Here is a 24,182-nt window from a genome sequence, read left to right on the forward strand (position 1 = left end):
AAAAGAGATGGCACTCCAATCACTGGATATCAGACGTATCTCCGCGACGACCGTCGAGCCGCCGCAGGTGCGCGCGCCGGTCACCGGCACGGTCGCCAAGCTCATCGACGTATCGAAGTGCATCGGCTGCAAGGCCTGTCAGACCGCCTGCATGGAGTGGAACGACCTGCGCGACGAAATCGGCACGAACGTCGGCGTGTACGACAACCCGGCGGATCTCACCGAGCATTCGTGGACCGTGATGCGCTTCTCGGAGTACGAGAATGAAGCCGGCGATCTCGAATGGCTGATCCGCAAGGACGGCTGTATGCACTGCGACGAGCCGGGCTGCCTGAAGGCCTGTCCGTCGCCGGGCGCGATCGTGCAGTACACCAACGGCATCGTGGATTTTCACGAGGAAAACTGCATCGGCTGCGGCTTCTGCGTGACCGGCTGCCCGTTCAACGTGCCGCGTATTTCGAAGCAGGATCGGCGCGCGTACAAGTGCACGCTGTGCTCCGACCGCGTCGCGGTGGGGCAGGAACCGGCCTGCGTGAAGACCTGCCCGACCGGCGCGATCATGTTCGGCACCAAGGAAGACATGACGCAGCAGGCCGAGGAGCGGATCGTCGACCTGAAGGACCGCGGTTTCCAGAACGCCGGTCTGTACGATCCGGCCGCGGTCGGCGGCACGCACGTGATGTACGTGCTGCATCACGCGGACCGGCCGTCGCTGTATCACGGGCTGCCGGACAAGCCGCGCATCGATCCGATGGTCAGGGTGTGGAAGGGCATTGCGAAGCCGCTCGCGCTCGCCGGTATGGCGCTCGCGGCGGTGGCTGGCTTCTTCCACTACACGCGCGTCGGTCCGAACGAAGTCAGCGAGGCCGACGAGCTGGCGGCCCAGCAGGAAGCCGACGAAGCACGCCGTTCCCGGGAGGCATCATGAAGCACACCGAGCATAGCGACCTCATCGACGTGAAAGGTCACCGCCTGATCGTGCGTTACACGCCGAACGAGCGCACCAATCACTGGATCACCGCGCTCACGTTCATCCTGCTCGCGCTGTCCGGCCTCGCGATGTTTCATCCGGCGATGACGTTCCTGTACTTCGTGCTCGGCGGCGGGCAGTGGACGCGGATTCTGCATCCGTTCATCGGCTGCGTGATGTTCATCTCGTTCCTGATTCTTGCGCTGCGTTTCTGGCACCACAACTATCTGGACAAGGCGGACATCCAGTGGATGAAGCAGATGGGCGACGTGCTGAACAATCGCGAGGACAAGCTGCCCGCGATCGGTAGGTACAACGCCGGTCAGAAGCTGCTGTTCTTCGTGATGGTGATCTGCATGATCCTGCTGTTGCTGAGCGGCATCGTGATCTGGCGGCGCTACTTCTCGCTGTATTTCCCGATCGAGATCATCCGGCTGTCGTCGCTCGTGCATGCGGCGGCCGCGTTCGTGCTGATCGTCGGCATCATCGTGCATATCTATGCGGCGCTGTGGGTCAAGGGCTCGATCGGCGCGATGACGCGCGGCACCGTCACGTACGGCTGGGCTCGCAAGCATCATCCGAACTGGTTCAGGGAAATCATCGGTAAATAAATGTGCTGCGCCGGCGCGGTCAATCAGTCGCGCCGATCGCAGCGCCCCCGCACCGGGCCGCCGCTCCTCGTCGATGACGGGCGGCGGCTCTTCAGTTTTCAGAGGTCGATACTTTGGTTCAACGCATTCTCGAAGCCGCCGACATCGAATCGCTCGACCCCTCGGCGATTCCCCGCATCCGCATGCCGGAACGGCTCGCGGTGTTCGCGCCGCGCGCCGCGCGGCTGCGCCAGCTGGCGGCGCGCAGCAATCCGATCGCCGGCTATCTGCGGCTGATGGCGGCGCTCGCCGACGCGCAGCAGGCGATCATCACCGGCTTCAAGGCGCAGCCGCCGAGCGCCGAGCTGATCGCGAGCGCGCAGCAATATTCGATGCCGCTGGTGCCGGCGCTGTCCGGCGCGCGCGATCCGGCGTGGCGCGACGTGCTGGGACAACTGCTCGACAAGGTCGAGGCGGCCGGCCCGCTGACGCCGCCGCTCGCGGCACTGTTCGCGCAGCTGCGCGCGCTCGACGCCGACGCGCTCGAAGCGCAGGCCGACGCGATCTTCGCGCAGCGCTTCGACGAGGTCGAGCCCGCCGGCGCGCCGTTCATCATGGCCGCGCTGCAGGTGGTGTGGACCGATCTGGCCGCCGACATCGACAAACGCGCGGTGCCGTATCTCGACACGCCGGGGCTGTGCCCGGTGTGCGGCTCGCATCCGGTCGCGAGCACGGTGCGGGTCGGCGGCGCGTTCGACAACTACCGCTACCTGCAATGCGGGCTGTGCGCGACCGAGTGGCATATGGTCCGCAGCAAATGCTCGAATTGCGATTCGACCAAGGGCATCGCGTATCACGTGGTCGGCTCGCCCGAGGCCGATGCCGAGGCGCGCGAAGCCGAAGCGAAGAACGCGGCGCTAAAGGCGGAGTCGTGCGACGAATGCCATACTTACCGCAAAATCGGCATTCAGGCGAAAGACTACGACTTCGAGCCGTTCGCGGACGACCTCGCGAGTCTGACGCTCGATCTGCTGATGGGCGAGGAAGGCTACCGGCGCGCGTCGCCGCATCCGTGGTTGTGGCCGGAACGCACGGCCGGCGCGGCGGCGGACGAAGACGAGTCCGCCTGACGCAACGTGACGCAACGGTAGTCGCAAGCAGGCAGGTACATGACCGGGATTGGCCCGAGAGGGATTGCCTGAGGGGGAGGGCTTCGTGAGCGATGTGAGCGGCTCGGAATTGCGCGCGCTGATGGCGCGCGTGCCGTCGGTGGAAAAGGTGATGGCGTCGGCGCAATTCGCGACGCTCGTCGATGAATACGGGCGCAGCCAGGTGCTGAACGCGCTGCGCGATGCGCTCGACGCATGGCGGATCAGCGCGAAAGCGGGCGAAGCCGCGGCCAGCCCGCCGCTCAGCGCGCTCGATACCGCGGGCCTGCACGCGAGCGTCGCAGCCGCGCTGCGCCAGCGCAACCGGTCGCAACTGCGCAGCGTGTTCAATCTGACGGGCACCGTGCTGCATACGAACCTGGGCCGCGCGCTGCTGCCGGACGAGGCGGTGCGCGCGGTGATGGGCGCGCTCACGCAGCCCGCCAACCTCGAATTCGATCTGGCCACCGGCAAACGCGGCGACCGCGACGACCTCATCGACGAACTGATCTGCGAGCTGACCGGCGCCGAGGCGGCGACCGTGGTCAACAACAATGCGGCCGCCGTGCTGCTGACGCTGTCCGCGCTCGCGGCGAAGAAGGAAGTGGTGGTGTCGCGCGGCGAGCTGGTCGAGATCGGCGGCGCGTTCCGGATTCCCGACATCATGAGCCGCGCGGGCGCGAAGCTGCGCGAGGTCGGCACGACCAACCGCACGCATCTGAAGGACTACGACGAAGCGATCAATCCGGCCACCGGGCTGTTGATGAAGGTGCACGCGAGCAATTACGCGATCAGCGGTTTCACGAAAGAAGTCGGCATCGACGAAATCGCGCCGCTCGCGCATTCGCGCGGGCTGCCGGTTGCCGTCGATCTCGGCAGCGGCACGCTGGTCGATCTGAGCGAATGGGGTTTGCCGCGCGAGCCGACCGTGCGCGACACCGTCGAGGCCGGCGCCGATGTCGTCACGTTCAGCGGCGACAAGCTGCTCGGCGGCCCGCAGGCGGGGCTGATCGTCGGGCGGCGCGATCTGATCGCGAAGATCAAGAAGCATCCGTTAAAGCGCGCGCTGCGGGTTGGCAAGCTGACGCTCGCGGCGCTGGAGCCGGTGTTGCAGCTGTATCGCGCGCCGGAGAAGCTGCGCGAGCGCCTGACCACGCTGCGTCTGCTCACGCGCGCCACCGACGAAATTCATGGCGCCGCGCTGCGCGTGCAGCCGGCGTTGCAGCAGGCGATCGGCGCGCGCTACACGGTGGCCGCGGAGCCGATGTTCAGCCAGATCGGCAGCGGCGCGTTGCCGGTCGATGTGCTGCCGAGTTACGGGCTGGTCGTCAGGATGACTGACGGTAAGCGCGGCGGCCGGCACCTGCTGGCGCTGGAAAAGCAGTTGCGCGAGCTGGCGCGGCCGGTGATCGGACGGATCGCGGACGACGCGTTGCGGCTCGACCTGCGTTGTCTCGAAGCGGCCGACGAGGCGCAGCTGATCGCGCAGCTAGGCGCGCAACCAGGCTCACAGCCGGGCGCGCAGCCGGGCACGCCGACCCATGGCAATTGATGTGAAATCGAAGGGCGAATACGCATGATCGTCGGTACAGCCGGGCATATCGACCACGGCAAAACGAGTCTGGTGAAGGCGCTGACCGGCGTCGACACCGACCGGCTCAAGGAAGAAAAAGCCCGCGGCATTTCGATCGAACTCGGCTACGCATACGTGCCGCTCGACGACGGCGAGGTGCTCGGGCTGATCGACGTGCCGGGCCACGAAAAGCTCGTGCATACGATGGCCGCGGGCGCGAGCGGGATCGATTTCGCGCTGCTGGTGATCGCCGCCGACGACGGCGTGATGCCGCAAACGCGCGAGCATCTGGCGATCGTCGAATTGCTCGGCATCCGCCGCGGCGCGATCGCGATCACCAAGGTCGATCGCGTCGATGCACAGCGTCTTCAGGAAGTTCAACAGGAAGTGAGCGCGTTCGTCGCCGGCAGCGTGCTGCGCGATGCGCCGCTGTTCGACACCTGCGCGACGCAGGCCGGCGATCCGGGCGTCGCGGCATTGAACGCGCATCTGCGCATGGAAGCCGCCGCGTGGCGGATGAGGCGGGACGATGGGCTGTTCCGCCTGGCTGTCGATCGCGTGTTCACGTTGGCCGGGCAGGGCACGATCGTCACCGGGACCGTGGTCGCGGGCAGCGTGAGTGTCGGCGATACGATGCTGCTCGCGCCGAAGAATCAGCCGGTGCGCGTGCGCAGCATCCATGCGCAAAATCGCGCCGCAGAGAGCGGACGTGCGGGGCAGCGCTGCGCGCTGAATCTCGCGGGTATCGAGAAGAACGCGATCGAACGCGGCGACTGGATCGTCGATCCGCGTCTGTCGCAGGCGAGCGAGCGGATCGATGTCGCGTTGACGCTGCTCGCCGACGCGCCGCAAGCGCTCGAACAATGGACACCGGTACACGTGCATCTGGGCACCCAGCATCAGGTGGCGCATGTCGCGCTGCTCGAACGCGATACGCTCGGCCAGGGTCAAAGCGCGCGCGTGCAACTGGTGTTCGAGCGGCCGCTGTGCGCGGTGCCCGGCGATCGTTTCGTTGTGCGTAATGCGCAGGCCAGTCGCACGATCGGCGGCGGCCACGTGCTCGATCCGTTCGCGCCCGCGCGCAAGCGTCGCTCGCCGGAACGGCTCGCGTGGCTCGATGCGATGCAAACGTGGCTCGACACCGGCACGCTCGACGCGCTGTTCGCGCGCGCGCCGCATGGTTTGTCGCGCGCGTTGCTCGAGCGTTTGACGGGGATGCCGGCGGCGGCGCTGGCACTGCCGGCGGATACGCGGGTGGTCGAACGGCCGGGACACGATGCGCTGCTGGTTGCGGGCGCTGCCTGGCACGCGCTCGCGGAACGGCTGGCGAGTGCGCTTGCGCAATATCACGAACGCTCACCCGACGAACTCGGGCCCGATGGCTCGCGCTTGCGGCGCATCGCGGCGCCATTGGTCGACGACGCGCTATGGCGCGCGTTGGTCGATGACGCGGCGGCGCGCGGCGAACTCGTCAAACGCGGGCCGTGGCTGCATCTGCCCGGTCACACCGTGACGCTCGACGCCGCCGACCAGGCGCTCGCGGCGGCGCTGCTGCCGCAGATCGAGGCCGGCCGTTTCGATCCGCCGTGGGTGCGCGATCTGGCGAGCGCGCACAACGTGCCCGAAGAGCGGATGCGTCAGTTGCTGCGCAAGCTCGCGCGCCAGGGCGAATTGTTCCAGGTCGTGCACGACCTGTTCTATCACCAGCAGGTGATTCGCGAACTCGCGGCGATTGCGGCGAGCGAGGCGCAGAAGAATGCGGGTACGGTGGCGGCCGCGCCGTTTCGCGACGCGACCGGACTCGGCAGAAAGCGCGCAATCCAGCTTTTGGAATTCTTCGACCGCGTTGGTTATACTCGCTTCCACCGTGGCCTGCACCTGATGCGCACGGATAGCCGCTGGCTCGATCTGGCTTGAGCTTCGCGGCAAAGTAGTCGATCAACGCATTGTTCAACGCATCGATCGACTCGTTGTTTCAGCAATCGCAATCACCGTAGGAAGGCATTCGTATCCGGTGGTGCGGCCGGGCTTCAAACCCGGTTGGGGGCGTCAGACGCTCTCAGGATGGTTCGACTCCATCTGCCTTCCGCCAAGTTATGGTTCTTCCATAATTCGTTCAGGCGCCTCTGTTTGCGCGCCAACTTTTCCTTATGTCGTCGAGCCACCGGTCGGCCATGCACTGGCCACCGGCAGCGCCGCAAAATCTGGCGCCTGGCTCGCTGCTCTATCGTCGTGAGCGGTAAACGACGCTCACCCATGTAATCGGTGGATCTGTGAAGGGAAACGAAATCGCATCACGCGTACACACCGAGCTTCGCTCATACGACGCCGTCAGAGCGCTCGCCTTCGTCGGCGACCTCAGCATGGGGCAGCCGACCGACCATTCGCCACGAACGGCGTGGCTCGCCGCCCGGTTGGCCCACGCAACCGGCGAGGGCGACGCGCTCGCGGCCACCGCCGTACAAGCGGCGCTGCTGAGGTGGTCGGGGTGCACGGCCAACGCGTCGGGATTCGCCGAGGTGCTCGGCGATGACGTGGCCGGCCGCGACTCGATGCTGACACAGCGGCACGACTGGACGACGACACTCGAACCGCAGGCCTTCAAAGGCGCGCTCCAATCGCTCGCGCAGATTCACTGCGAGGTCTCGGGTGAAGTCGCACGAATCCTGTGCCTTGGAGCCGACACCGAAGCGACGCTGCGCCATATCTTCGAAACGTGGGACGGCGCCGGTATGCCGGACGGCCTCGCAGGCGCGGCGGTGCCGCGCGCGGTGTACGTGGTGTCGCTGGCAGGCGATCTGGAAGTTCTTAGCCGCGTCTATGGCTTGCCGCGCGCGCTCGCCTTGATCGCCGCTCAGCAGGGGACGCGTTATCCGGCAGAACTCGTCGCGCTCGTCACCGAACAGGCGGCCGGCTGGCTGGAGGCACTGGCGAATACAGAGGCCGCCGGATTCGACGCGTCGATCCAGACACAGTCGATGCAGGAAACCACTTCGGCCGAACTGATCGGTGATGTGATCGACCTCAAGCTGCCGTGGATGACCGGCTACTCGCGCGCGGTGGCACGCGCCGCGGCTGCTTGCGGCAGGCAGCTCGGCGCCGACGATGCGTGTCAGGCGCGTCTTTACACGGCGGCCCTGATTCACGGCATGGGACGCGCCGCGGTGCCGAACGCGATCTGGAATTCGCCGGCGCGCCTGTCCGCCGCCGAGTGGGAAAAGGTGCGGCTCGTACCGTACTGGACCGCGCGCGCCGGCAAACAGACCGGCTCGCTCGCGCAGGCCGCGGAACTGGCTTCACATGCGTATGAACGGCTCGACGGCTCCGGCTATTTCCGCGGCGTAAGCGGGCCGGCGTTGTCGTTCGAAGCGCGCGTGCTGAGTGCGGCGGTCGCGTTTGTCGCGCTGGGCCAGAAGCGGCCGTGGCGCGACGCGTTGCCTTCCGGCGAAGTCGCCCAACGGTTGCGCAGCGAAGCGAACGAAGGCCGCTTCGACGGCGAAGTCGTCGCGACGCTGATCGACGCGAGAGGTGCGGGAGGCGCGCCGCCGCGCGGTACGCGCGCGACGCGTGCGCACCAGCCAACCATCCGGCTTTCCGCGCGCGAGATCGACGTGCTGCGCTCGATCAGCCGCGGCGCCAGCAACAAGGAAGCGGCCCGCGAACTCGACCTGAGCCCGAGCACCGTGCGCACGCACGTCGAAAGCGTGTTTCGCAAGCTCGAGTGCTCGACGCGTGCCGCCGCGACGTTGAAGGCTTCGACGTTGGGTTTGTTGTAGAAGCGATTTACATCGGCGGCGCGACACCGTCCTTCTCGACGACGATCACGTGTCCGTCATAGGCGCCGTTCTTTGCCGGGGTGGCCACGACGAAGACCTTTTTGCCGGCCGTCAAATCGGCGCGCGTCGCCGGGACGAGCGTCACGACCGGCACATTGACCGGCACATTGATGGTGTTGCTGCCACCCTTGTACGAAAGCTTGAGGTCGCGCCCGCTGGTGCCTTGCACGACCGTGTCCACGTTCGCGTTCGTCATCGTGCTGTTGGCGCCGAGATCCCACGCATAGTGACCTTCGCCCGTGCCGCGCGCGGCTTCGGGAAAGACCAGCACTTCCTTCGCGGTCAGCTTGCCGTCCGGGCCCGGCACCGCGGCCGAGCCCACATACGAGCCGGGTTTGATATCGGCAAGCTCGATTTTCTTCACCGCGTTCACGCCGGCCTTCTGATCGACCTCGATGGTCACGGTGTCGCCGCTGCGGCGATGGATCTGCAGGGTGTCGCCGGAAAGCGAGACGATCTCGCCACGAATCCGTTCGGGCTTGCCCGCGGGAGATTGTGCGAGGGCAGCGCCGGAGAGCGTCAGCGCGACAAGGGAAGCGGCGAGTTTGAGTCGAATGGACATGGGTACTCCGTTGGGTGGGTTGCGGTTAGAAGATTCAGCGACGCCGGGCTTAACGCTCAGCTACCGCCGAACCAGTTGTATCCCTGGTTTTCCCAATAGCCGCCAGGGAACGTGTTGGTGACCGTGATCGCGACGATGTGTTTCGGGTTCTTGTAGCCGAGCTTGGTGGGGATGCGCAGCTTCATCGGAAAGCCGTACTTCGCGGGCAGGGTACTGCCGTCGTATGTCAGCGTCAGCAGAGTTTGCGGATGCAGCGCGGTCGGCATGTCGATGCTGGTCCAGTAGTTGTCCGCGCAGTGCAAAGCCACGTATTTCGCGGTGGTATCGGCGCCGGCTCGCAGCAGGAAGTCGGCGAATCGCACGCCGCCCCATTTGCCGATCGCGCTCCATCCCTCGATGCAGATGTGCCGCGTCACCTGGCTTTCCTGCGGCAACGCATGCAGTTCGTCGAGTGTCCAGATGCGTTTGCCGTTCACGAGTCCGCCAAGTTCGAGACGATAGCTATGCGCGTCCACGTCCGGCACCTGATCGATGTCGTAGTACGCGTTGAAGGGGAATGGCCGCGTGATCGTCGATTCAGGGTAAGTCGGCGCGAGCTTGCGCGGGTCGAACAGCAGCGCCTGCGCGTCGTCGTTGAACGACGACACCCGGCGCAGCATGGTATTGACCGACTTGTCGTTCGTGAGGTCGCAGCCCGACAGCAGCATCAGGCCGCCCAGCGTCAGGATACGCTTGCCGAGCAGGCGGCGCTGCGGCGATTGCAGTTCGTTTCGCGCGTCCCTGATGATGGTTTCCGCATCGGAATGCCATGCCGCGCCTGGCTTGCGAACATGTTTCGGACTATTCATGACTATCGGCCTCGAATCATCGTGAGCAGCGAGCGCGGAACGAGCGCGACCATCGCGACGTGAATCGCGGTAAAGCCGACAAGCACGCTCATCGCGGCGAAATGGACGACGCGTGCGTTATCGAATCCGCCCATCAAGGTTCGAAGGACCCCGAACTGAACCGGTTTCCAGATAGCCAGACCCGACGCGACCAGAAGCGCGATATCGGCGATCACGACGAGATAGGCGAGCTTTTGCACCGCGTTGTAGTGGCCGGGCTCGCTGTGGCTGAGCTTGCCACGCAGCGCCGCGACGAAGTCGGAAACGATGGCCCGCGCGCCGACCGGAAACAGCGTCTTGCGCAGTCGTCCTGTCGCGATGCCCAGCACCAGGTAGGCGAGAAAGTTGGCGACCAGAATCCACATGACCGCGAAGTGCCAGAGCAGCGCGCCGCCCAGCCAGCCGCCGAGCGTGATCGATACCGGAAACGTGACTGCCGGAAAAATCGGGGATGCGTCATACACGAGCAAGCCGCTCAGACACATGGCGATAGCGGCCGTGGCGTTGACCCAATGGAAAATGCGGACCCACGCGGGGTGTACCGTCGAATGCTTCAAAGAGACCTCCGTCGTTGGCGAGTGACTCGTGCCTGCCGCCACTGCGGCGATCGGTATGGACAGCAGGATCGCAGCGCGGGCGGCTTATCGGTATCGGTCGAATGACGGATCCTGGCCACCGCGAGGTTGCGCTACATTCCCGTCTCCTTCTGCGCTGAAAACTGCAACTTCAAAATGGAGTACCTACGATGGATCTGCAATTGCACGGAAAGAAGGCTCTCGTCACCGGCAGCAGCAAAGGAATTGGCGAAGCAATCGCGAGGAAACTCGCGCAGGAGAAGGCGACTGCCATCGTTCACGGTCGCGACGAACGGCAGGCAGAGCAGGTGGCCAATGAAATCATCGCGCAGGGCGGTCACGCGTATGTGGTCGTCGGCGATCTGACACGCGACGACGATGTGCAACGACTGGTCGAGAATGCGGTAAAGCTTGCCGGTCCTATCGATATCCTGGTCAACAACGCCGGCGGGTCGGGCGGCTCAAAAGAGGGTTGGGCAAATACACAACCGTCTTCCTGGGCGTCCGCTTACGATCGCAACGTGCTGGCTGCACTTCGCATCACTAACCGGCTGTTGCCCGGGATGAAGCAGGCCGGCTGGGGACGTATCGTCAATATTTCGAGCATCGCGGCGACGATGCCGCCACCGGCCGCACCCGACTATTCCGCCTGCAAGGCCGCGATAAACGCGATGACCGCGTCGATGGCAAAGGCAGTCGCCGCGGACGGGATCACCGTCAACGCGGTTTCTCCCGGCACGATTCACAGTGCGGCACTCGATAGCCGTTTCCGCGAAGTAGCGGCGGAGCGCGGCGTGGCCGATAAGCACGCGCCGTGGCCAGTTATCGAGCGCGCGGTTCTACCGATGTTCGCTCAGGTTCCGGTTGGCCGCGTCGGGCGGCTGGACGAAATTGCGGATGCGGTTGCGTTTCTCGTCAGTCCGCTCGCGGGATATATCACCGGTGCGAATCTGCGAATCGATGGCGGTCTGTCGCCGGGTTTGTGAGTGTTTGTCCGCGCGAGCGGTACGTTGGAACCACGTTCGTACCGTTGGCGACGGTATTAAAGAGGACAGCGAAACCTCAATGCGGCGCTTCCGCCAGCAGTAGCGCGGCCAACTCCGCTGGGCGGTCCAGCATGATCGAGTGTCCACACGGGATCTCGTGGACTTTCCATCCCGGGGTGTCCTTCAGGCGGGCATGCGTGTCCACGAACCAGTCGCCGCCGTTTTTACTCGCGAACACATAGGTGCGATTGGCCACCGGTGCCGCATCCACTCCCGCTCGAACGCCCTGAACGAACGTGGCCAGCGGCTGCGGCCCCGACATCCGGTCGACCCACTCGGCGTCCGCATCATTCACGTTGAACACGGAGGCTGGAATAGGCGGAATCATTCCGTCGTGTTCGCGTGCCTGCGACAGGAACGCCAGCGCGGTGTCGGCGCCTGTAATGTCGACGAGCGACTGCCCATCGGCTGGCGCATACGCGTCGAGATAGAAAAGCGTGCGAATGCGATGGCTGATTTCATGCGCGACGCCAGTGATGACCAGACCGCCATACGAGTGCCCACACAATATTGCATCGCTGATGTCTTCGTACTTGAAGACGTTGACGATGTCCTGAATGTGCGTGTCGAGATTGATCGCCCGGTCGGCCAGGTGCGAGCGTTCTCCGAGGCCGGTCAGCGTGGGCGTGTAGACCTCATGTCCGGCCTCGCGAAGCTGGCGGGCGACTTGTGCGTAAACCCAGCCGCCCTGAAAAGCGCCGTGAACCAGAACGAATGTCGCCATGATTATGTGTTCCTTTGGTTTGTAGTGAAAAAAGCGTGGCGGTTTTGCGAATGCTTTATTGCGTGTCGCCTGCCGTGCGCAGCCGGGCGGGGACAGGCCACTGGCTGAGCGCGACTCCGATAACACAGATAACGGCGCCCCAGATCAGCGCCGGCGTAACGGGTTCATGTCTGAACACAACGCCCGCGCTAATTGCGAAAAAGGATTGCAGCAATGCGTAGGGGGCAACTCGCGCCATCGAAAATCGCGCAATAAGCCAGAACCACGTGATGAATGCCGCGATACCGCCGAGCATCACGGTAAAAGCGAAAGCCAGCCATTCAGAACTCGACGCTCTCTGAAGCGCTTGAACCTGACCGCTTTCCACGATCAGGGAAAGACCAAGAAGCTGGATTGCGGTGAAGAACGACATCCACGCAAACAGCTTCACTGGGTCGAAAGGGCCGAATTTCTTGGCCAGTACATTGCCCATTGCCAATCCGAGCGCGGAGCCGATTACAAAGAGCGTTGGAATAGCCGGCACCTTTAGCCTCGGATCCGCAATTGAAAGCGCAACACCAACCAGTGCGATACCGACGCCGAGCACCATGCGGCTAGAGGGTTTCTCGCCGAGCATGGGCCACGCAAGCAGCAGCGTGAACGGCGTCCAGAGCTGATTGGCAATCCCGGCAACGCCCGCCGGCGCCTGGGTCAAGCCGACAAAAGCGCACGCGAAATTCACTCCGCCCATGAAACACGAAATGATGAGGATTGGCCTGATCTCCGGGCCTCGAATTCGGCCGACAAAGGGGATGAGAATTGCGGCAATCACCGCGAATCGCAGGCCGGCAAAAAATAATGGCGGCAGTACCGTGAGCCCCGCTTTGATGACCGCGTACTGCAAGCCCCACAGTAAAGGGACAAGCAGGGCTGCTGCTATATGGATGGCTTTCATTGATTGTGGACTGTTTGGTCTAAAAATTGGCGCGACATAACGCGGCGCACCGCATTGTCGGGAGTTAAGCGGTCAGGCTGCTGATAAGCGCTTGCACGGCGTCCTTTGCCTTGCCGGGTTCGGAGCCTGTCTTGCGAACGACACGAAGACCTTCCAGAAAGCAGACGAGCAGGTGAGCCGCCGCGACGGGGCTCACGTTCTTGAGCACAGCGCCTTCTTTCTGCGCATGCTGCAAGGCCCTGGCTAGCCGGGCCTCCATTGCCGCAAAGAAATGAGCGATCCGTTGCGACACTTCCTGATCGTGCGCTGCCAATTCCATTGCTGTCGCCACCACCAGGCAGCCGCGCGTGCCGGCCGCGCCATCGGTACGCGCGACATAGCCGTCCAGACACGTCTGCAATCCCGCGAGCGCTGTCTGGCCCGACGCAAGCTCATCGTCCAGACGCTTGAGCGCCTGGACGATGTAGCGATCGAGAGCGAGCAGGAACAGCCCGTGTTTGTCGCCGAAAGCCGCGTACAAACTGCCTCGGGAGAGCCTGGTCGCTTCCAGCAGGTCCGGCAAGGAGGTGCCTTGATAGCCGCGCGTCCAGAAGATCTGCATTGCCCGCTCGATAATCCGGTCGGGGTCGAACTCGCGGGGGCGGCCGCGCTGGCGGTCGGCGGGGATGGTCATGTTCGGCATTGTTGATTTATAAACCATTTGGTTCATAATTGTCAACGCGCGCGGAAAATCTCACGCCTTACTTGCGTTCGCGGCCCGGATCATCGCCTGGAGACTCATCTGCACATCGGCGTCGGTGGTGGCCCAGCTCGAGACGCTGATTCGCATCGCGACCCGGCCCTGCCAAACCGTGCCGCCGCACCAGCAAATTCCTTCGGCCTGAAGATGGTTGATGACAGCCCGGGTTTTTTCCGGCGTGCCGAACGAGACCAGCACCTGATTGAGCACGACACGATTCAGCACTTCAAAGCCGTTAGCCTCCAGACCTCGGGCAAAAATCCCGGCATAGCGGCAAGTGCGTTCGACCAGCGCCGCAACGCCATCCCTGCCCAGGTGAAGAAGCGCGGCCCAGATATCGACGCCACGCGCTCGTCTCGACGATTCGGGGGTGTAGTGCGAAGGCTCCCGGTCGATCCCGTCGCCTTCTGCCAGGTACGCGGCATTCAACGACATTGCCGCGCGCAGAGCGGCAGGTTTGCGCACGAGAACGATGCCGTTGTCATAGGGCACGTTGAGCCATTTATGGCCATCCGTCGCCCACGAGTCGGCGTCGGCCACGCCATCCGTGAGCAGGTCGAAATCGCGGCTTGCCAGCGCCCACAGACCGAATGCGCCATCGACATGGACCCAGGCCCCGGCTTTTTTGGCGCGCTCGCAGATCTCGCGCGCCGGATCGAAATCGCCGGTGTTCACGTTGCCCGCCTGGATGCACACGATGGTCCGCTCATCGAGTTCCGGAAGGTCGCCGACCTGCATCCGGCCCCGGTGATCGGTCGGCACGATGGTGACCCGCTCGCGTCCGAGCCCCAGCATCGACAATGCCTTGGAGATGGTCACGTGCGTCTCCTTGCTCACGACGACTCGCAGTTCCGGCGCACCGTACAGCCCTTTCGCCTCCACGTCCCAACCCGCGCGGGAGAGCAGCGCATGACGCGCTGCCGCCAGCGCCGCGAAGTTCGCCATCGAGGCACCGGTAACGAAGGCGCCGCCGATGTCGTCCGGCAAGCCGAACAGAGCGCCGATCCAGCGCAGCGAAACGTCTTCGAGCGTGGCTGCGATCGGCGAAGTCCAGCGGAAACACGCGTTCTGATCCCAGGCAGTCGCGAGCCAGTTCGCCGCGATGGCCGCGGGCAGCGCACTGCCGATCACGAGGCCGAAGTATCGTCCGCCCGTCGTTGCAACGGTGGCCGGCGAGCCGGCCTCGTCGAGGCGGCGCAAGACTTCACGCGCATCCAGTCCGCTGTCCGGCAGCGAGTGCCGGAATTGATCCAGATTTTTCAGTGCCTCGATAGAAGCGATCACAGGCCTGTCATGCACGGACTGAACATAGGCGAGCGCGCGTTGCGCCGCGTCCTGCAGCAGTTCGGCTGTCGGCGTCGGTTCGCCCTGTTTGTCCTGTTTGTGCTGTTCGCCACTTTCATCCGGTTTCATACGGCTTGTCCTCGGGGTTCTTCGATAACAACCAGCATCCCATTGCGTGCGATTCGGCGGCATCGGGCAAATGACCGATGCGCTCAGGCGTTTACATGGGTTCGGACCATGCGAACGCAGCCTTCATCTGCACGACTTCTTGCGTCGGCGCGCGGCCGAACAAACGCTTGAATTCGCGGCTAAATTGCGACGGACTCTCATAGCCGACTCGTGCCGAAGCGGCGGACGCCGTCAAGCCGGTGCGGATCATCAGCAGACGGGCCTGGTGCAACCGCGTCGACTTCAGATATTGAATCGGCGTGGTATGGGTCACCGCTTTGAAATGGCGGTGAAACGTCGGGACACTCATGCTGGATTCGCCGCACAACGTATCGACATCGATAGGTTGTGCGTAATCGGCATGGATGCGGCGCAATGCCCGCGCGATCTGCGAGAAGTGTCCGGTGGTGGCGAGCGACGCGCGCATCGCATCGCCTTGCTCGCCACTCAGCACGAGGAAACATATCTCGCGTACCACGAGCGGCGCGACGACCTTCGCTTCCAGCGGCGACGCGAGCGCCTCCACGAGACGCAGCAGGGCGCCCGCAAGCCGCTGGTTGATCGGCGTGGAATAGATGCCGCGCGGCGCCACCGGTAGTTCGGTGCCCGTAGTATCGACAGCAAGCATCAGGTCGGTGGTGATGCCCGGATCGAGACGGAGGGTGACCGCTAGCAGCGGTTCCTCAGGTGTCGCTTCAGTCTCGGTGGAAAACGGCAACGGCACTGAAAGCACCAGATAGTGGTTCGCATCGTAGAGAAAAACATCGTCGCCGAGAAAGCCGCGTTTGCGTCCCTGGCAAACGAGGACGATGCTCGGTTCGTATAACACCAGCGTGCGACCAAGAGAGCGATTCGAGCGCATGAAGCTGACTCCCGGCAGCAGCGAGGCCGTGTATCCCTCGTTCGGCGCGAGCCGCTTGATTAGCCCGATGATTCGCTTTTGCCGCGCAAGCATGTGTCTTCCTGTGATGTCGTTACATGGTGATACCCACTATAGACGAATCGCGGAGCCGCTTCGTTCTGCTGATACTTTTAGGCAAGGATGCGAGAACGGCAGCTATGGTTCCGCAGGGCCGGCACACGTACATTTCTTCCCACGATTTCGAACTGGGCATCAGTTCGACCGACCATCAGCTTTGAGGAAATGGACATGTACGGTATCGAAAAAGAAGTGGACGGCAAGGTTGCGATCGTCACCGGCGCGGCAAGCGGGATTGGGCGCGCGATTACGGAACTGCTCGTTGCGCGTGGCGCGCGAGTGGTCGCGGAGGACATCGATCCCGCGGTCGAGGCGCTCGCCAGTGCCAGCATCGCGCCGCTCGTTGCGGATATTTCCGCCGATGGCAGTGCCGAGCGAGCCGTCTCACTCGCGATTGAGCGATTTGGGCAAGTGGATCTGCTCGTGAACAACGCGGGGATCATCATCAACAAGCTCGTGGTGGATATGTCGCGCGCCGATTGGGAGCGAATCATCGACGTCAACCTGACCGGTGCTTTCCTGCACTCGCGCGAAGCGATGAAGGCAATGATGCCGCGGCGTTCAGGCGCTATCGTCAATGTGGCGTCATACGCGTCGTACTTTGCGTTCCCCACGATCGCGGCTTATACCGCGTCCAAAGGCGCGCTTGCGCAGCTGACGCGAACGCTTGCGCTGGAGGCCATCGAGTACGGCATCCGGGTCAACGCGGTGGGCTCCGGCGATGTACTCACGAACATCCTCAACACCGTGGCTGCCGATGGCGACGGCGTCGCCGCGCTGGCCGCTCACGGGCAGAGCGCACCGATCGGGCGCGCGGCCGATCCGAAGGAAATAGCGGAAATCGTGCTGTTTCTCGCGTCCGCGCGAGCCAGCTTCATGGTTGGGTCAGTCGTGATGGCGGACGGCGGAATGAGCGTGAAGGTCGGCTCCTAGTAATCGAATAGAGCCGTCGTGCCGGGATCGCTTAATGATTCCCGGCACCATCGGCTGATATGCTCACGCGCTCTTGCTACGCCCTCAATCACACCATGCACGACGGGAGCGCCTTGTGATTACTACGCTGATTAGCCACGACCTGTTGCGCGGCGCTCTCGAACTCGAGCGGACCGAGCGAGGGGTCATCCCGCACCGCCTGCCTGCTCGCGCGCGTGCCCAGTGCGCGGATTTTCAGTTGGCGATGGCCGAGTCGCAACCTTCTGGCGTGCGCGTGGTGTTTCGCACCCAGGCGACGGATATCGAACTCGATGTCGTGCCCACGCGTTACGTGTATGCGGGTATCCCTCCGCGGCCGGCCGGTGTGTACGACCTGCTGATCGACGGCCTTCTGGTTCGCCAGAGTCGCGCGTCCGGCGGCGACACCGTGACAATCGACATGGCGACCGGCACGGCGTCAAAACAGTCGGGTCCGTTCGATACGCTCCGCTTCACCGGCTTGCCCGGCCATGACAAAAGAGTCGAGATCTGGCTGCCGTACAACGAAACCACGGAACTCGTCGCGCTGCGCTCTAATGCCCGCGTCGAAGCCGTGGTGAACGACGGTCGAAAGATCTGGCTGCATCATGGCAGCTCGATCAGCCACGGCTCCAATGGAGACAGCCCCACGTCGATCTGGCCCGCGCTCGCCGCTTCTGTCGGTGAGGTAGAGCTAATCAATCTTGGTTTCGGCGGAAGCGCGTTACTCGATCCGTTCACCGCACGAACGATGCGCGACACGGCCGCCGATATGATCAGCGTGAAAATCGGCATCAATCTCGTCAACACCGATCTAATGCGGCTGCGTGCATTTACACCCGCAATGCACGGTTTTCTCGACACCATCCGGGAAGGCCATCCGACCACACCGCTGCTGGTCATTTCACCCATCTATTGCCCGATTCACGAACATACGCCCGGCCCTGGGGCGTTCGATATGGACGCACTGGCCGCAGGGAAGATTTCGTTTCGGGCAACCGGTGATCCAGCTGAGTGCAAGGCTGGAAAATTGACGCTGACCGTCATTCGGAAGGAGTTGCAGCGCATTGTGCGGCAGAGGGCGACGAACGACCCGCAGCTGCTTTATCTCGACGGACTCGAGCTTTACGGCCAACAGGATTTCGACGAGCTGCCGCTTCCCGATCAACTGCACCCGGATGGACCGGCGCACCGTCGAATCGGCGAACGGTTCGCCAGTTTCGCGTTCGGCAGCGAAGGCCTGTTTTCCGCCGTGCGCCAAATGCGCTGAGGAAGGAGACAACCCGCGTCGAAGCTTCCTGTAGGGAAACCAAACTATAATGGCGCCGCCTATTCACTTTCGGATCGGCGCATGATGTGTCCCTCTCATGCAGCGCAAGAGCCTTGGGTGTCCTGAACGTTTTAGTGCCGGACCCCGCTTCGCCCGCGCCGATCCACACTCTCAGCCATGCACACTCAGTCCCGCGTTTTTTCAGCGGCTGTCGTTCTTGCGCTTGCGAGCGCACTGTCCGCGTGCTCGACGCCGAAGCCGCTTTATCAGCAAGAACAGTTCGACTCAGCCGATAGCCCCTATGTACACAAGTTCGACGCGAAGGCGGACGTCGCTTGTGAAGCTGCCCGCCGCGCGTTGCTCAGCCAGGGCTATATCGCCAGCTCGGCGAGGTCCGATTCGGTCGACGGCTCGAAAAATTTCCAGCCGACTGCCGATTCGCACGCGGTGATCGAAGTCCACGTCGTCTGTACTGCGGACGACCCCAGCAGCAATCACAGCACCGCGTACGTGAACGCGGTGCAGGATCGTTATGCTCTGAAGAAAAGCAATACGTCGGCGAGCGTCGGTTTGAGCGTGTTCGGCTCGTTGTCGCTGCCGATCGGTTCGAGCGACGACTCGATGGTCAAGGTCGCAAGCGAGACGATTCCGGCCGGCGTGTTCTATCAGCGTTATTTCGCGCTGGTCGACCATTATCTGAAGGTCCGCGCGGTTCGCACGGACACCGTGGCGACGACCGCGGCCGCGACCCAGGCGCGGGCAGCGCAGGAGTCTCAAGCACTGCCGTCGATCAACGATGCGATCCCGCCGATCGGCGCATCGCAGCCGGTTGCCGAGCAGGACAAGGCGCCGGACGCGAAATAAGCGGCAAACAGGCTGCAACTAAGCGGCGGTCGAAATCGCGGCGCCGGGCGCGCCGCGTCCGGCCGTCGGCTACGTCGCAACATCGTTAGCGCCAGACTCACACTCGCACGCCGACCCGCGCCGCTTTCCGGCCGTCGTATCGTCGCCCTGCGCCGGCACTGCGCGCCTGAAATGCTCGTCGATCTCCATCGTCTCCACGAGGCGCTGCAGATAGCGCTCAGGCAGGTATTCGCCGAGCGAATACGTTCTGCCGTGGTCTTCGAGATGGGCGGCCAGCCGATCGAGTGCGAGCTTCAGGCTGTCGGGCTGGGACAGGAATTTGATCTTGTTGCCGACTTCGTCGCCGGTCGTCGCCATGCTGCCGCTGTCGTGCACCAGCGCCGGCATGCCGAGCATCGCCGCCTCGATAATGACGAGCGGCGCGTTCTCGGCGCCGAGCGACGGGACCACGACCGCGTCGGCGAAGCGCCGCATCTGCGCGAACAGCTCCTGCTGCGGCAAGCGGCCGAAAAAGATCAGCTTGCGTTGCGCGATCAACGCCGCAAAGCGCTGCTCCAACGCCGCGCGCTCCGGCCCGTCGCCGAACACGCCGATTACGCCAATGCGATGGAAATCGATTTTCTGCGCGAGTTCGACGAATTCCCCGAGTCCTTTTTCCTGCGAAATTCTGCCCACGAACGCGATATTCAGACTCGACGTGCCATTGGTCACCAATGGCTGCAGCGCTTCCGGCACTGAAGACGGATTACGCACCACTTTCGTATTCATTACCCCAACCCGGTGCAGTGCTTTCTCCATGAAATCGCTGGGGCACAGAATGGTTTCGAAGATACGAGTCGGATTGAATGCGCCACGAACCGCATGCCAGTACAGCATGGTCATCAGATCGTGCACCGTGCCTTTCGGCGTGGGCCGGCGTGTGAGCACGGCGCGGGTGCCCAATGCCTCCAATGGAAAGACGACCGCGCGCCGCTTGTCGAAGTACTGCAGCGCGGGGTTGTAGTACACCAGATGGTAGTCGTGGCTCGTGTGATAGACGCGATAGCCGAGTTCGCGTTTGAGCCGCGCGATCACGTTCAGGATCGAGTTCGACAACGCATTGTGGTAGTTGTGCACCATCAGCCGATGAGGCCTGAAAGCAAGGATCGTTTCTTCCAGCGCGCGGGCGGCGGGGACATTCCACGACCTCGCCCACATCGTGGTGCCGACCGGGAAATGGCTGTCGTCGAAGCATCTCACGTCGACGTCCGGCAGCGTGCCGAGCAGTTCGGCCGATTGCTGATAAACAACCTCCGCGCCGCCCATCTTTGCATAATCGTTTATTACCAGTACTCTGCAACGCTCCATGTCGAACCCTGATTGATAGCGCGTTAGCCCGAATTGTCGGGCAATAGCTTTTAAGCCGGTCAGTGTTGTCGAATGTTAAAGAGCCAATTCCGGCACTTATGTATGCCGGCGCACCAAGCGCGCGATATCCACGGCTTTTTATAATTGCAAAATGTTCAAAAAATTAGCAAATGAAAGCTGTCTTATCTGCGGTAAGAATTAGTAAGTTTTGGTGAGGCTTTTTTAACAATTTCGATTAAAGAAAATCTAATCGACGATATATTGGGAGATAACCGGTAAAAGCGTTTTTGCCGTTATTACAGTTCGCTGACGCGTGCTTGCGGCGCGGACCTTTTGTTTTTTCGACCGGCAATCTAGTATGGTGGCGGTTGCGCTAGCGGTTCCGGCTTGCCGGTCGCACCGCGTCGACCGGGCGAGGCGGGTTCCGCCTGGCCGCTTCCCCCAATTACGTCCGCCTGGATCGGTCCACGGCAAAGACGTCACAACCTGGCCTTGCACAACCATGAGTCTTTCTCCGTTTCACCTCGCCATCCCGGTGTACGACCTCGCCGCCGCGCGTAATTTTTACGGCCAGGTGTTCGGTCTCGCGGAAGGTCGTTCCAGCGCGCAGTGGGTGGACTTCGATTTCTACGGACATCAACTGGTCATTCACGAGCAGCCGAAAACGCCGGCGCAGGAAAAGCTCAGCAGCAATCCGGTGGACGGCCACGACGTGCCGGTGCCGCATTTCGGCATCGTGCTGAAGTGGGAAGAGTGGGAAGCGCTCGCGGAGCGCCTGAAGTCGTTCGGCACCGAGTTCGTGATCGATCCGTATATCCGCTTCAAGGGCGAAGTCGGCGAACAGGCGACGATGTTCCTGCTCGATCCATGCGGCAATGCGCTGGAATTCAAGGCCTTCAAGGATATGAGCCAGTTGTTCGCGAAGTAATTCGCGCGAGCGCCGCGCGCAGGCTCAGGCGTGCTTGCCGGTCAGCGCGCGTCGGCGGCCTCCGCCAGAATCCCCCGCAACAGGTCCAGCGACAACGGCTTGGTCAGATGATGATCGAAGCCGGCGGCCAGCGCCCGGGCCTTATCCGCCGGCGCTCCATAGCCGGTCAACGCGACCAGCGTCACCGCATCGAGCTCCGGGTTCGCGCGGATCGCGCGCGCCACTTGGAAGCCGTCCATATCCGGCATGCCGACATCGATGATCGCGACCTCGGGCCGCGTCTTCGCGATCAGCGCGAGCGCGCCGCGCCCGCTATCGCTGATGGTCACCGCATGGCCGTCGAGTTCGAGCAGCACGGTCAGCACGTTCAGCGCATCGGTATTGTCATCGACCAGCAGCAGACGGGCCGGCCGCGGCGGCGCCTGCGCAACCGCCGGTTCGGCGGGCGCTTCGTCCTGCCGCGCGCGCAGGATCGGTAGCCGCAACGCAAACCGGCTGCCTTTGCCGGCTCCTTCGCTATGAACGCCGATCGAGCCGCCGTGCAGTTCCACCAGCCGCTTCGCCACCGCGAGCCCGATCCCGAGGCCGCCTTCCGAGCGTCTTGCATCGCCGGACGATTGCGCGAACAGATCGAAGATTCTCGGTTGAATCAGCGGATCGATACCGATGCCGTTGTCCTTCACGTCGATCGCGACGATGCCGGCATCGTCGCCCGCGAGCGGCTCGACCGCCAGTTCGATCACGCCGCCGGCCGGCGTGTATTTCGCCGCGTTCGACAGCAGATTGCCCAGGATCTGACTGAGTCTGACCGGGTCCGCGTGGACGGCGAGCGGCGCGTCCATCCCGGTCCGGATCAGCGTATGGCCGCGCGCCGCGAGGTCGTGGCTCACCAGCGCGAGCGCATCGTCGACGATCTCGTTCAACCAGCCGTCGCGCGGCTTGAGCACCAGCTTTCCGTGCTTGAGCCGTGCCGCGTCGAGCAGTTCGTCGAGCAGCGTGCGCAAATAGCCGCATTGCCGTTCGGCGATGGTCAGCACTTTGTCGATCCTCGCATCGCTGGACGGCATGCGCTTCGCGACGGCGAGCGCGCCGTCGATCGACGCCATCGGATTTCTCAGCTCGTGCGCGAGCATCGCGATAAATTCGTTATGCCGACGATCGCTCTCCGCACCGGCGTCGCGCACGTTGACCATCGTGACAGCAGCCCCGGCGACCGCCGCGAGATTCGACAGCAGCCGCAGGTCTTCCTGGTCGAAGCGGCGTTCGGCGCAGTGCGCCATCACCCAGACCGCGCCGAGATGACCGCTGTCCGACGGAATCGGCACGACGATCCCCTCGGGAATGTCGATCTCCAACGCGCGCAAACAGGCGAACTGCTGCTGCGGCGCGACGAACAGGCGCGGCAGGCCGGCGTCGAGCGTGATACCGCATGGGCATTCGTTCCAGGCGGTGGTGCGGCCCTGGAGGCCCGCGCATTGGCCGGCCACCGAGAGCCAGCGGAAACAGCGGCCGTCCGGCGTTTCTTCGACGAGGCTGATGCCGGCGCTGCCGGCATTGCACAGTGCTAACGCTTCGTTCGCGATCGCGTTCAGCAGGTCCGCGCGCGAACCCATTTGCGCGCGCGCAAGACGGACCAGCGCGAGGTTTTCGCGCGCGTAATCGGGCGTCCTCGGCAAGCGCTTCGCGAGTTCGTCAGTGTCGATCGACATGGGAAATTAGACAGAGAGTGGGGGCACGGCCACCGGTAACGCCCGCCAGCGAATCTGGCCGTGCCGAGTATAGTGGACTTCGGGTCGCTTTCCGTGCCCGCCAAAATATACTGCGCATTTGGTCGGTCCTTTACGGCTGGCGCCGCTCACCCATCATCCGGTTGAGATTCGCGACGATCAGCTCGCGGTGATCCAGCATCGCCTCGCGGGTTTCCCGCAGTACCGCGAGCAGGTCCAGCGCGATCGAAATGTCGTGGCCGTCGCGGCGCATTTCTTCCGTCAGCTGGTCCTGCCGCAAAATCCGCTCGTCGGCATGCCGGAGGTCTTCCTCTGCCTTCGCGAGTGCTTTCAGCTCGAGTTCAATGTCCATGACGACTCCGGTCGATCTGCGTTCTCCCGTCGGTCAACGCGCTCCGCTCATTTGCCGCTCGCCGCGGATTTTCGCGTGCGCGGTCGTATGGAGTCCCGAGCGACGCTGCAGCGCGCCACCGCCGGCGGCACTCGCGGCATCGAACAGCAGACTGACGATCTCCCGCGTCGGCACGCTGGTGACGAGCGTGAACACCTTCGCGGGCCGAAACCACCGGCATCTGAGAATCTCGTTGCTCGGCGCCGGCCGCGCGTCGTCGGCGAGGATTGCGTAGAACACGTGATGGCGTTTGTTCAGGCCGCCGAACTGAAACAGATAGTGCAGATCGTGCGCGGTGAGCGTGGCTTCTTCGCTCAGTTCGCGTATGCCGGCGTCGGCCGGCGATTCGTCGCGCCGGATCGTGCCGCCGGGCAACGACCATCTCGATCGCTCGCGTTGGACCAGCAGAACCCTGCCGCGCTGCCAGCACACGATGGTTGCTCGCTGTTTCATGCTTGTCGGTTCCCGCTCTTGAATATAGGCTTCCTAACGGCCGTCGAACAGCCGCACCGCGTCGTGCGGCGGCTTCGCGCATCATTGCGCATAGCTTTAGCAAGGTACAGGCCCGGCCTGGCTGGATGACGCCGTAGGCACGGAGCGCCGCGCCCGCCCGCGGGCCGGCGAAACACCGCGGCTTCTCCGAGGAATAGTCGTTGCTGTTTGTCGTAAACCGTCGTAGAAAAGCCTGT

General features: G+C 63.5%; 23 protein-coding genes and 1 tRNA gene. 12 read left to right on the forward strand and 12 right to left on the reverse strand.

All coding sequences use genetic code 11. The annotated features are described in order from the left end of the window. Window positions 1-7 precede the first annotated feature (7 nt). The 7 genes from fdxH to BTH42_RS10850 all read left to right on the forward strand — a co-directional run bounded on the left by fdxH (window position 8) and on the right by BTH42_RS10850 (window position 8,057). Window positions 8-928, forward strand: a complete 921-nt coding sequence (gene fdxH, locus BTH42_RS10825; RefSeq protein ID WP_075298967.1) for a formate dehydrogenase subunit beta — start codon at window positions 8-10, stop codon at window positions 926-928. After that, window positions 925-1,581, forward strand: a complete 657-nt coding sequence (locus BTH42_RS10830; protein WP_075298969.1) for a formate dehydrogenase subunit gamma — start codon at window positions 925-927, stop codon at window positions 1,579-1,581. Before fdxH ends, BTH42_RS10830 begins: the two co-directional genes overlap by 4 nt. A gap of 113 nt (window positions 1,582-1,694) precedes the next feature. After that, complete coding sequence (fdhE, locus tag BTH42_RS10835; RefSeq protein ID WP_075298971.1) at window positions 1,695-2,690, forward strand: formate dehydrogenase accessory protein FdhE; 996 nt, start codon at window positions 1,695-1,697, stop codon at window positions 2,688-2,690. Between the two features lie 85 nt (window positions 2,691-2,775). Next, window positions 2,776-4,260, forward strand: coding sequence for an L-seryl-tRNA(Sec) selenium transferase (gene selA, locus BTH42_RS10840; RefSeq protein ID WP_075298973.1), 1,485 nt, complete (start codon window positions 2,776-2,778; stop codon window positions 4,258-4,260). Window positions 4,261-4,284: 24 nt separating this feature from the next. Beyond that, window positions 4,285-6,198: a selenocysteine-specific translation elongation factor gene (selB, locus tag BTH42_RS10845; RefSeq protein ID WP_075298975.1), complete on the forward strand. Its 1,914-nt coding sequence runs from the start codon at window positions 4,285-4,287 to the stop codon at window positions 6,196-6,198. Window positions 6,199-6,277: 79 nt separating this feature from the next. Further along, window positions 6,278-6,373: transfer RNA gene (locus tag BTH42_RS35410), tRNA-Sec, on the forward strand. Between the two features lie 271 nt (window positions 6,374-6,644). Continuing rightward, window positions 6,645-8,057, forward strand: coding sequence for an HD domain-containing phosphohydrolase (locus tag BTH42_RS10850; protein ID WP_083654758.1), 1,413 nt, complete (start codon window positions 6,645-6,647; stop codon window positions 8,055-8,057). A 7-nt stretch (window positions 8,058-8,064) separates the two neighbouring features. Here the strand turns inward: BTH42_RS10850 and BTH42_RS10855 are convergent, their stop codons facing one another. The 3 genes from BTH42_RS10855 to BTH42_RS10865 are packed head-to-tail and all read right to left on the reverse strand — an operon-like array spanning window position 8,065 to window position 10,165. Next, entirely contained in the window at window positions 8,065-8,679 is a 615-nt protein-coding gene (locus BTH42_RS10855) for a hypothetical protein (protein ID WP_075298979.1), read from the reverse strand. A gap of 56 nt (window positions 8,680-8,735) precedes the next feature. Continuing rightward, the gene (locus BTH42_RS10860; RefSeq protein ID WP_075298981.1) at window positions 8,736-9,527 is read right to left on the reverse strand and encodes a molybdopterin-dependent oxidoreductase; all 792 of its coding nucleotides are present in this window, start codon (window positions 9,525-9,527) and stop codon (window positions 8,736-8,738) included. Between the two features lie 2 nt (window positions 9,528-9,529). After that, the gene (locus BTH42_RS10865) at window positions 9,530-10,165 is read right to left on the reverse strand and encodes a cytochrome b/b6 domain-containing protein (protein ID WP_372237256.1); all 636 of its coding nucleotides are present in this window, start codon (window positions 10,163-10,165) and stop codon (window positions 9,530-9,532) included. A 146-nt stretch (window positions 10,166-10,311) separates the two neighbouring features. Between BTH42_RS10865 and BTH42_RS10870 the strand changes: the two genes are divergently transcribed. After that, entirely contained in the window at window positions 10,312-11,127 is an 816-nt protein-coding gene (locus tag BTH42_RS10870) for an SDR family NAD(P)-dependent oxidoreductase (RefSeq protein ID WP_075298985.1), read from the forward strand. 76 nt (window positions 11,128-11,203) lie between these two features. Here BTH42_RS10870 and BTH42_RS10875 read toward each other — a convergent pair whose 3' ends face one another. From BTH42_RS10875 to BTH42_RS10895, 5 genes are all read right to left on the reverse strand, one after another. Then, a complete protein-coding gene (locus tag BTH42_RS10875) occupies window positions 11,204-11,911 on the reverse strand; it encodes an alpha/beta fold hydrolase (protein WP_075298987.1) in 708 nt (235 codons plus the stop codon). 55 nt (window positions 11,912-11,966) lie between these two features. Further along, window positions 11,967-12,845, reverse strand: a complete 879-nt coding sequence (locus BTH42_RS10880) for a DMT family transporter (RefSeq protein WP_075298989.1) — start codon at window positions 12,843-12,845, stop codon at window positions 11,967-11,969. Window positions 12,846-12,909: 64 nt separating this feature from the next. Further along, complete coding sequence (locus tag BTH42_RS10885) at window positions 12,910-13,518, reverse strand: TetR/AcrR family transcriptional regulator (RefSeq protein ID WP_143752008.1); 609 nt, start codon at window positions 13,516-13,518, stop codon at window positions 12,910-12,912. Window positions 13,519-13,578: 60 nt separating this feature from the next. Beyond that, complete coding sequence (locus BTH42_RS10890) at window positions 13,579-14,997, reverse strand: aminotransferase class V-fold PLP-dependent enzyme (protein WP_083654733.1); 1,419 nt, start codon at window positions 14,995-14,997, stop codon at window positions 13,579-13,581. Between the two features lie 91 nt (window positions 14,998-15,088). Further along, entirely contained in the window at window positions 15,089-15,991 is a 903-nt protein-coding gene (locus BTH42_RS10895; RefSeq protein WP_075298991.1) for an AraC family transcriptional regulator, read from the reverse strand. A gap of 195 nt (window positions 15,992-16,186) precedes the next feature. Between BTH42_RS10895 and BTH42_RS10900 the strand changes: the two genes are divergently transcribed. The 3 genes from BTH42_RS10900 (at window position 16,187) to BTH42_RS10910 (ending at window position 19,100) form a co-directional block, all read left to right on the forward strand. After that, a complete protein-coding gene (locus BTH42_RS10900) occupies window positions 16,187-16,948 on the forward strand; it encodes an SDR family NAD(P)-dependent oxidoreductase (protein WP_372237257.1) in 762 nt (253 codons plus the stop codon). 115 nt (window positions 16,949-17,063) lie between these two features. Further along, window positions 17,064-18,236 carry an SGNH/GDSL hydrolase family protein gene (locus tag BTH42_RS10905; protein WP_075298995.1) on the forward strand — a complete coding sequence of 391 codons (1,173 nt, stop codon included), beginning with the start codon at window positions 17,064-17,066 and terminating at the stop codon, window positions 18,234-18,236. 177 nt (window positions 18,237-18,413) lie between these two features. After that, window positions 18,414-19,100 carry a DUF2242 domain-containing protein gene (locus BTH42_RS10910; RefSeq protein ID WP_083654734.1) on the forward strand — a complete coding sequence of 229 codons (687 nt, stop codon included), beginning with the start codon at window positions 18,414-18,416 and terminating at the stop codon, window positions 19,098-19,100. Window positions 19,101-19,169: 69 nt separating this feature from the next. On the opposite strand, the gene BTH42_RS10915 is transcribed toward BTH42_RS10910, so the two are convergent. Continuing rightward, window positions 19,170-20,405 carry a glycosyltransferase gene (locus BTH42_RS10915; protein WP_075298997.1) on the reverse strand — a complete coding sequence of 412 codons (1,236 nt, stop codon included), beginning with the start codon at window positions 20,403-20,405 and terminating at the stop codon, window positions 19,170-19,172. A 544-nt stretch (window positions 20,406-20,949) separates the two neighbouring features. Here BTH42_RS10915 and BTH42_RS10920 point away from each other — a divergent pair. Next, on the forward strand, window positions 20,950-21,375 hold the full coding sequence (locus BTH42_RS10920; RefSeq protein WP_075298999.1) for a VOC family protein: 426 nt from the start codon (window positions 20,950-20,952) through the stop codon (window positions 21,373-21,375). Between the two features lie 41 nt (window positions 21,376-21,416). Here the strand turns inward: BTH42_RS10920 and BTH42_RS10925 are convergent, their stop codons facing one another. The 3 genes from BTH42_RS10925 to BTH42_RS10935 form a co-directional block, all read right to left on the reverse strand. Then, a complete protein-coding gene (locus tag BTH42_RS10925) occupies window positions 21,417-23,084 on the reverse strand; it encodes an ATP-binding protein (protein WP_075299001.1) in 1,668 nt (555 codons plus the stop codon). Window positions 23,085-23,214: 130 nt separating this feature from the next. Beyond that, window positions 23,215-23,454: a hypothetical protein gene (locus tag BTH42_RS10930; RefSeq protein WP_075299003.1), complete on the reverse strand. Its 240-nt coding sequence runs from the start codon at window positions 23,452-23,454 to the stop codon at window positions 23,215-23,217. A 33-nt stretch (window positions 23,455-23,487) separates the two neighbouring features. After that, the gene (locus BTH42_RS10935) at window positions 23,488-23,946 is read right to left on the reverse strand and encodes an NUDIX hydrolase (RefSeq protein ID WP_075299005.1); all 459 of its coding nucleotides are present in this window, start codon (window positions 23,944-23,946) and stop codon (window positions 23,488-23,490) included. Between the last annotated feature and the right edge of the window lie 236 nt (window positions 23,947-24,182).

It is taken from the genome of Burkholderia sp. SRS-W-2-2016 (assembly GCF_001931485.1).
Taxonomy (GTDB): domain Bacteria; phylum Pseudomonadota; class Gammaproteobacteria; order Burkholderiales; family Burkholderiaceae; genus Paraburkholderia.

Excerpts from the sequence above, each read along its gene's own strand:
- selB (WP_075298975.1), top strand. The coding sequence starts at position 4,285 with ATGATCGTCGGTACAGCCGGGCATATCGACCACGGCAAAACGAGTCTG.
- BTH42_RS10830 (WP_075298969.1), top strand. The coding sequence starts at position 925 with ATGAAGCACACCGAGCATAGCGACCTCATCGACGTGAAAGGTCACCGC.
- fdxH (WP_075298967.1), top strand. The coding sequence starts at position 8 with ATGGCACTCCAATCACTGGATATCAGACGTATCTCCGCGACGACCGTC.
- BTH42_RS10890 (WP_083654733.1), bottom strand. The coding sequence starts at position 14,997 with ATGAAACCGGATGAAAGTGGCGAACAGCACAAACAGGACAAACAGGGC.
- BTH42_RS10875 (WP_075298987.1), bottom strand. The coding sequence starts at position 11,911 with ATGGCGACATTCGTTCTGGTTCACGGCGCTTTTCAGGGCGGCTGGGTT.
- BTH42_RS10915 (WP_075298997.1), bottom strand. The coding sequence starts at position 20,405 with ATGGGCGGCGCGGAGGTTGTTTATCAGCAATCGGCCGAACTGCTCGGC.
- BTH42_RS10855 (WP_075298979.1), bottom strand. The coding sequence starts at position 8,679 with ATGTCCATTCGACTCAAACTCGCCGCTTCCCTTGTCGCGCTGACGCTC.
- BTH42_RS10925 (WP_075299001.1), bottom strand. The coding sequence starts at position 23,084 with ATGTCGATCGACACTGACGAACTCGCGAAGCGCTTGCCGAGGACGCCC.
- BTH42_RS10935 (WP_075299005.1), bottom strand. The coding sequence starts at position 23,946 with ATGAAACAGCGAGCAACCATCGTGTGCTGGCAGCGCGGCAGGGTTCTG.
- BTH42_RS10920 (WP_075298999.1), top strand. The coding sequence starts at position 20,950 with ATGAGTCTTTCTCCGTTTCACCTCGCCATCCCGGTGTACGACCTCGCC.
- BTH42_RS10850 (WP_083654758.1), top strand. The coding sequence starts at position 6,645 with ATGGGGCAGCCGACCGACCATTCGCCACGAACGGCGTGGCTCGCCGCC.
- BTH42_RS10880 (WP_075298989.1), bottom strand. The coding sequence starts at position 12,845 with ATGAAAGCCATCCATATAGCAGCAGCCCTGCTTGTCCCTTTACTGTGG.
- BTH42_RS10930 (WP_075299003.1), bottom strand. The coding sequence starts at position 23,454 with ATGGACATTGAACTCGAGCTGAAAGCACTCGCGAAGGCAGAGGAAGAC.
- BTH42_RS10870 (WP_075298985.1), top strand. The coding sequence starts at position 10,312 with ATGGATCTGCAATTGCACGGAAAGAAGGCTCTCGTCACCGGCAGCAGC.
- BTH42_RS10860 (WP_075298981.1), bottom strand. The coding sequence starts at position 9,527 with ATGAATAGTCCGAAACATGTTCGCAAGCCAGGCGCGGCATGGCATTCC.
- BTH42_RS10895 (WP_075298991.1), bottom strand. The coding sequence starts at position 15,991 with ATGCTTGCGCGGCAAAAGCGAATCATCGGGCTAATCAAGCGGCTCGCG.
- BTH42_RS10900 (WP_372237257.1), top strand. The coding sequence starts at position 16,187 with ATGTACGGTATCGAAAAAGAAGTGGACGGCAAGGTTGCGATCGTCACC.
- BTH42_RS10910 (WP_083654734.1), top strand. The coding sequence starts at position 18,414 with ATGCACACTCAGTCCCGCGTTTTTTCAGCGGCTGTCGTTCTTGCGCTT.
- BTH42_RS10885 (WP_143752008.1), bottom strand. The coding sequence starts at position 13,518 with ATGACCATCCCCGCCGACCGCCAGCGCGGCCGCCCCCGCGAGTTCGAC.